Origin of the sequence: Microcystis sp. M44BS1, from assembly GCF_020244875.1 — a bacterium.
Lineage (GTDB): Bacteria > Cyanobacteriota > Cyanobacteriia > Cyanobacteriales > Microcystaceae > Microcystis > Microcystis panniformis.
The window spans coordinates 1-7,166 of sequence record NZ_JADBVM010000169.1; the positions used below are offsets into that span (position 1 = coordinate 1).

6 protein-coding genes are annotated in these 7,166 nt (G+C 43.2%); all 6 read left to right on the forward strand.

Going from position 1 to position 7,166, the window contains the following annotated elements:
- Nucleotides 1-313 precede the first annotated feature (313 nt).
- Nucleotides 314-556, forward strand: a complete 243-nt coding sequence (locus IM515_RS13615) for a hypothetical protein (protein WP_287630080.1) — start codon at nt 314-316, stop codon at nt 554-556.
- A gap of 11 nt (nt 557-567) precedes the next feature.
- A complete protein-coding gene (locus IM515_RS13620) occupies nt 568-963 on the forward strand; it encodes a type II toxin-antitoxin system VapC family toxin (RefSeq protein ID WP_287630081.1) in 396 nt (131 codons plus the stop codon).
- Between the two features lie 17 nt (nt 964-980).
- On the forward strand, nt 981-4,340 hold the full coding sequence (locus IM515_RS13625; RefSeq protein WP_287630082.1) for a helicase-related protein: 3,360 nt from the start codon (nt 981-983) through the stop codon (nt 4,338-4,340).
- Nucleotides 4,341-4,818: 478 nt separating this feature from the next.
- Complete coding sequence (locus tag IM515_RS13630) at nt 4,819-5,520, forward strand: Uma2 family endonuclease (RefSeq protein ID WP_287632881.1); 702 nt, start codon at nt 4,819-4,821, stop codon at nt 5,518-5,520.
- Nucleotides 5,521-5,602: 82 nt separating this feature from the next.
- A complete protein-coding gene (purE, locus tag IM515_RS13635) occupies nt 5,603-6,136 on the forward strand; it encodes a 5-(carboxyamino)imidazole ribonucleotide mutase (protein WP_066029554.1) in 534 nt (177 codons plus the stop codon).
- Between the two features lie 42 nt (nt 6,137-6,178).
- Nucleotides 6,179-6,979 carry a tetratricopeptide repeat protein gene (locus tag IM515_RS13640; RefSeq protein WP_193960164.1) on the forward strand — a complete coding sequence of 267 codons (801 nt, stop codon included), beginning with the start codon at nt 6,179-6,181 and terminating at the stop codon, nt 6,977-6,979.
- The last annotated feature ends 187 nt before the right edge of the window (nt 6,980-7,166 follow it).

Here is a 7,166-nt window from a genome sequence, read left to right on the forward strand (position 1 = left end):
AATGAAACCATGACACAAGCAACAACTACCCCCTCACAAGTAATCGACTTTAGAAAGAAGCTGGGAGAAAGCGGGTTTCTTAACAAAATCTGAGCTTTAATTTAGCTATTTACCAGAAACCCGCTTTCTGTTCTATAGCGGTTCCTGTTCACAAGAGGTACATTATCGATGTTAAAAAGCTTAATCAGCAAAGGTTTAAATGTGCCACACAGGTGTGAGAACCGCTAGTGAAGTCAATTTAATTCAAGAAACTCTCTCTGTTCTAGATCGTGAAACTGCCGTCTTAGTTGAGCAAGCATTATCCTAAACTACTATGAAAATACAAGGAATTATCAAAGGCAATACTATCGAGCTATTAGAAGATTTATCTCTCCCTAATGGCGTAAAAATTTCTCGGTCAATCCCTGACAATTTAATTCAAAAAAAATTATTGTGGGAAGACTTAGAAACTCTTATTGGAGTATGGAAAAATCAACCAGAACTCGATGATATATTTTCTGAAATTGACCGAGAGCGCCATGCTGATCTAGGTGTGGAAATTAAATTCGATGATTAAGCCGAAAATTCATGTATTTACTGGATACTAACATCCGTATTGCCATTCTCAAAGGGAATCTGACGGTCGTTTCACATTTTAGACTTAAGTATCAGGAATCTTACCTATCCACTTTAGTCTTAGGGGAACTATATAAAGGAGTTTATTGCTCAACTCAGTTAGAACGTAACTTAGATACATTAACCAGATTTGCCAACCAGTTACCGATAATAGCTTTTGATGAACAAGCTGCAATCGAATTTGGCAAAATTCAATCTGAACTTAGAAAAATTGGCAAACCAACAGGACAGTTAGATGCTTTAATCGCAAGCGTTGCTCGTTCTCGGCAGGATATTTTAGTAACCGATAATACTCGTGATTTTGAAAATATTTATAATCTAGTAATAGAAAACTGGTTACAGCCCTAAAATTCAAAAATCGAACTATGCCTACCCACGACATCATCGACAATCGCCAGCAAAAATTAGTCGATAACATCAACCAAATTCTTCAGTCCTCGGAAGCCGCTCATTTTGCCGTCGGTTACTTTTTCCTCTCCGGCTTTACTGCGATCGCACCTCGTCTCGCCACTATCCAACAAATGCGCCTCCTGATTGGCAACACCAGTAACCGGGAAACCATCGAACAACTAGCAGAAGGCTACCGCCGCTTAGAACTAATTAAAGACCATCTGGAAGCACAAGAATACCCCAAACGGACAGAACGCAAGCAGATGGCAACAGAAACCGCCGATAATATTCGTTCCAGCGTCGAACTGATGGACCAAACAGATGAAGCAGAAACCTTAGTAAAAAAGCTGGTTCAAATGATTGAAGAAAAACGCCTTCAGGTGCGAGTTTATACTCAAGGGCGACTCCATGCTAAAGCCTATATCTTCGACTACGGGACAATTTATAACCAGCAGGGACAACCCCTAGAACGTCAAGAAAAAGGCCTTGCTATCGTCGGTTCTTCTAACCTTACTTTATCAGGAATTTCCCACAATACCGAACTTAATGTTATCGTTCACGGTAATGAAAATCACGCCAGTTTAACAGAATGGTTTAATCAACTTTGGCAGGAAGCAACAGAATTTGATGGAACACTGATGCAGTCTTTACAACAGTCTTGGGCGATGATGCCAGTACGTCCCTACGACATCTATATGAAAACTCTCTATATGCTCGTGCGCGATCGATTGACAGAAGAAACTGCCAGCGAAATGATGATAGATAACGAAATTACCGAGAAACTAGCAGACTTTCAAAAAGTAGCAGTTAACCAAGCAGTTAAACTCATCCGCGAGTATGGAGGTTGTTTTGTTTCCGATGTGGTAGGACTAGGAAAAAGCTTCATTGGTGCTGCCATTGTCAAACGCTTTGAACAAGTGGAAAAAGCCCGCCCCTTAATTATTTGTCCAGCGCCACTGGTGGAAATGTGGGAACGCTACAACGAAATTTATCAACTTAACGCCCGCGTTTTATCGATGGGATTGCTGCGGGAAGATGAAACCAGTGGCATCAGAGTTTTATTAGAAGATTTTAAATACAAAGATCGAGATTTTATCTTAATTGATGAAAGTCATAACCTGCGGAATGTTGCAACCCAAAAATATAAAATCGTCGAAGCCTTTTTAGCAGCTGGGAGACAATGCTGTTTTCTGACAGCAACTCCTCGTAATAAAAGTGCTTGGGATATTTATCATCAGATTAAACTTTTTCATCAAGATGATAAGACAGATTTACCCATAGAACCGCCCGATCTAAAAGAATATTTTCGATTAGTAGAGAAAAGGGAACGGCAGTTACCTGACTTGTTATCTAACATCTTGATCCGGCGCACCCGCAACCACATTTTACGCTGGTACGGCTTTGATGCCAAGACTCATAAACCCGTAGATGCAGACAATTTCAAGGATTATTTAAACGGCAATCAACGCGCTTACGTTATTGTGGGTGGTAAGCATCAGTTCTTTCCCAAAAGAGAACTACAAACCATTGAATATAGTATTGAAGATACCTATCAAGGACTTTACCAAGAACTGCGCCAATATTTAGGGAAATCTCGCCAACGACAACCAGCCAACCCTCGTAAAAATGAACTTTGCTATGCTCGTTATGGTTTGGGAAATTATGTATTACCAAATAAGCGCAAACAAGAACCATTAATCAGTTTACAAACTGGGGGAGCAAATTTAAGAGGACTGATGCGAGTTCTGTTATTCAAACGCTTTGAATCTAGCGTTTATGCCTTCCAACAAACTGTTAAGAAATTACTGCAAGTCCATCAACGCTTTCGAGAAGCTTTACGCCAAGGAATTATCCCCGCCGGGGAAGAAGCTCAAGCAATTCTCTATGAACCAAATAATGGGGAAGAACAAGACATTATCGATGCCTTGCGTCAGGCATCTGGGAAGTATGATCTAGCTGATTTTGATGCCCCAAGATTGCAGAAACACCTCGAACATGACATCCAATTGCTAGAGAGAATTTTGCACTTAGTTGAGCCAATTACCCCAGACAAAGACGCTAAATTACAAACCCTCAAAAGCTGGTTGAATAAACCTCCGCTGCAGGATAGCAAGTGCCTCATTTTTACTCAGTATGCTGATACCGCCTCTTACTTGTATCAAAACCTCAATCCTAACGGCGATCGAGACGATCTAGAAGTCATTTACAGTGGCGATAAAAATAAGGCGCGGGTAGTGGGAAGATTTGCCCCCAAAGCCAACAAATACTATAAATTTCAACAGGGAGAGTCGGAAATCAAGACTTTAATTGCTACCGATGTTTTAGCCGAAGGTTTAAACCTACAAGATGGCAACCTGATTGTTAATTATGACCTGCATTGGAATCCCGTCCGACTCATTCAAAGGTTTGGTCGGATCGATCGGATTGGCAGCGAGAATGATGTGGTTTACGGCTTTAATTTTCTCCCAGAGACGGGATTAGAGCGGAATCTAGGATTACGACAAAAACTCAAAAACCGCATTCAAGAAATTCATGAAACCATCGGTGAGGATGCGGCAATTCTTGACCCCACAGAACAGCTTAACGAAGAGGCTATGTATGCGATTTATGAAAAAAGTGGTAGTCATCAATTAAGTTTGTTTGAAGATGAGGGAGAATTTCTCGACCTCAATGAAGCGGAAGAAATTCTCAGACAACTCCAGCGAGAAAATCCGGCTGAATACGAACGGATAACTAACCTGCCTCACGGCATCCGAACGGCTCGCTTTTCTCTGAATAAGGGCATAATTGTCTTCTGTGAAGCTTCTTATCCGAACCGCAAAGATTGGAAGGGCTACCAGCAATTATACTGGCTCGATGAACAGGGAGAGATCAGATCAAAAGATACTGCCCGCATTTTAGGAATGCTCAAAACCAACCCAGAAGAAGCAGCACTGCCGCTGCCCAAAAATTACAACCAAGCAGTCATGCAAGTCAAGATTAAATTTGCTCAAGAAGTCCAACACCGCCAATCGGAACGGGAGTACAGCCGTTCTCTGACTCAAGGACAGCGATACATCTTGCGAGAATTGGGACTGCTGTTCAAAACCACGCAGGATGAAGAAATCCGTAAGCAGGTTAACCTATTAGAACAGGCCTTTCGCCAACCGATTACCACTGTACTCAAGCGCGAGTTAAACCTGATTAAGCGCCGTAGCCTGACAGGAGAAGCTTTGTTTAGCGAACTGAAGAAATTATACAGCCAACATGAGATGCGAGACTGGTTAGATCGCCGCCGCTTGCAAGGTGAGGAGCAACCAATTCCCATCATTATTTGCAGTCAGGCTTTAGTTTAGAAACGGCAATAGCGATCGCCCTGTCCCTTACCCCCTCAGAAAAGGTGGGTTTTTTTTCTACCATCGATAAGTAGGGAGGCACAATTATTTGTAGGATGGGTTATACCATTTTTCTTTATTCGCGTCACAACGAATGAAGGTTTGGCAAGCATTCGAGCGTGGATGTCTGTCATGGATTTAGAAATTTGGTATTAGCGGTAGCGTAACCCATGCGGGCGTTGGGTTTCATGCTTCAACCCAACCTACGTTCTGGTTATAATTAAATTAAAAATGGATTTTAGGTTCGATCCCCCCTGCCCTCCTTGATAAGGTAGGGTTGATTCATGAATCAACCCTACCCTTGATAAGGGGGGTGTCTGACAACTTTTAACGCCTACCTACTTAGAATTAAATTAGGGGCAAAAATCCCCCAGTACCATCTCTAAAGTAGTGGGAAAAACGCTATAATTAATCAATCCTAAAATACCTGGAAAAAGTCATGACAGCCCTAGACATGATCCCAGATGTCACCTATCCCCCCACAGATTTATGGAGTGATGAACCACCCTTGGCAAGTGATCTACACCTGCAACAGATCATCATTCTCCTTAGTTGTCTAGAATTATTATGGCGCGAGAGGAGTGATTACTACGCTTCGGGAAATCTAACCATCTACTACAAAGCGGAACAACTAAAAAAACGTGATTTCTGGGGTCCCGATTTTTTTGTGGTTTTAGATACCGAAAAACGTCCCCGCAAAAGTTGGGTAGTTTGGGGAGAACAGGGTAAATATCCCGATGTAATTGTCGAGATTCTCTCCGATTCTACGGCCAATATTGACCGCAAGAACAAGAAAACTCTCTATCAGAATACCTTTCGCACTCCTAATTATTTTTGGTTCGATCCTAATACGTTAGAATTACAAGGATTTAGACTAATTGAGGGACAATATCAAGCCATTTCTCCCAATGAACAGGGTTATCTGTGGAGTGAACAGTTAGGATTATATTTAGGGATATTTGACCGTAAACTGCGTTATTTTACCGCCGATGGTCAATTAGTCCCCACTCCTCAAGAAGCGGAATTACAGCAACGACAGGCAAAAGAACAGGCTCTTTTAGAAAAAGAAAGGGAACGACAAGCTAAGGAAAAATTGGCACAAAAACTGCGAGAATTAGGCATCGATCCCGATACAATTTAGGGGAAATCTGATCAGTAGGGTTTGAAGACAAAATAACAAACCCTGCTATAAGATTAAAAAACAAATTTATTTTCTAGCAACTATGGTGACAGCAGCGCCCCTAGTGGGTGTAATTATGGGCAGTGATTCCGACTTACCCACCATGAAAGAAGCGATCGCAGTTTTAGAGGTTTTTCAGATTAGCCACGAAGTCGCCATCGTCTCGGCCCATCGTACCCCCGAAAAAATGTTTGAATACGGCAAAAACGCTCATTTAAGGGGAATAAAAGTGATTATCGCCGGAGCCGGCGGCGCTGCCCATTTACCCGGGATGGTAGCATCTCTAACCCCCTTACCCGTGATTGGGGTTCCCGTAGTCACGCGCACTTTACAAGGGTTAGACTCTCTCTATTCAATTGTACAGATGCCCGCAGGCATTCCCGTGGCCACGGTGGCGATCGGTAATGCCAAAAATGCCGGACTTTTAGCGGTTCAAATTCTCGCCACTGGTAATACTGATCTTTTAGAGCAAGTTATCGCCTATCGTCAATCCCTCACCGATTCCGTCCTCGAAAAACAAAGCAATCTTCAACGACTAGGCTATCAAGACTATCTAGGGCAGAGTTCACCTAAGTAGGGTAGATTGAGAAAAGATTAAGTAACAAATTATGAAGTAATTATGCGTTGGATCACCGCTTGTGTATTGAGTCTATTGCTCTTTTTTGCCCTACCCATAGCGGCTTATGCCGATAGCCCGACTATTAGCGAAGAACAGATTAGAGAAGGGGAAGTTATCGCCGAAAAAGCCCTAGAAGCCACAGAAAAAGGGGATTACGCCCAGGCCGAAAGCTATTGGACCGAATTAGTCACCAAATTCCCCACTAATCCCGCCGTCTGGAGTAATCGCGGCAATGCCAGAGTCAGTCTCAATAAATTAGAGGATGCGATCGCTGACTTCAACCAAGCGATCGCCATTGCCCCCGATGCCCCCGATCCCTACCTCAATCGTGGCACCGCTTTAGAAGGAGAAGGTAAATATCAAGAAGCGATCGCCGATTATAATAAAGTTTTAGAACTAGATCCCAATGATGCCTTTGCCTATAACAATCGCGGCAACGCTGAGGGCGGTTTAGGGGATTGGGAAGCCGCCGTCAAAGACTATCGCCAAGCCACCCAACTAGCCCCGAATTTTGCCTGGGCGCAAGCTAATCTGGCGCTGGCCCTGTACGAATTGGGCAGATATCCCGAAGCAGTCCAAAAAATGCGGAATATTGCCCGCAAATACCCTATGTTCCCCGATGTCAGAGCCGCCTTAAGCGCCGTTTTATGGACCCAAGGACAACAGGGAGAGGCGGAAAGCAATTGGGTAGCCGCCGTCGGCATGGATACCCGCTATCAAGACCTCGATTGGGTAAAAAGCGTGCGCCGTTGGCCGCCGAATATGGTTCTAGCCTTAGATAAGTTTCTTAACTTAAAGTAAAGAAGGACTAAATAGGGTTTGCTGAAAAAGCTTTTCGGTGGTGGCAGGGTGTGGGGTGTGGGGTGTGGGGTTTTACCAGTTTTGAGGTGGTCAACTACCTAATTTTCAGGGAAAAAGTACCTGAATTTTCCCCCGATCCCCGCAATGGCTGGCACTTTTTGAGGGGAAAAAAGTCCAAAAGTCTTAT

Bases quoted from the DNA above. Each gene is read 5' to 3' on its own strand.
- IM515_RS13640 (WP_193960164.1), top strand. From the start codon at position 6,179: ATGCGTTGGATCACCGCTTGTGTATTGAGTCTATTGCTCTTTTTTGCC.
- IM515_RS13625 (WP_287630082.1), top strand. From the start codon at position 981: ATGCCTACCCACGACATCATCGACAATCGCCAGCAAAAATTAGTCGAT.
- IM515_RS13620 (WP_287630081.1), top strand. From the start codon at position 568: ATGTATTTACTGGATACTAACATCCGTATTGCCATTCTCAAAGGGAAT.
- IM515_RS13630 (WP_287632881.1), top strand. From the start codon at position 4,819: ATGACAGCCCTAGACATGATCCCAGATGTCACCTATCCCCCCACAGAT.
- purE (WP_066029554.1), top strand. From the start codon at position 5,603: ATGGTGACAGCAGCGCCCCTAGTGGGTGTAATTATGGGCAGTGATTCC.
- IM515_RS13615 (WP_287630080.1), top strand. From the start codon at position 314: ATGAAAATACAAGGAATTATCAAAGGCAATACTATCGAGCTATTAGAA.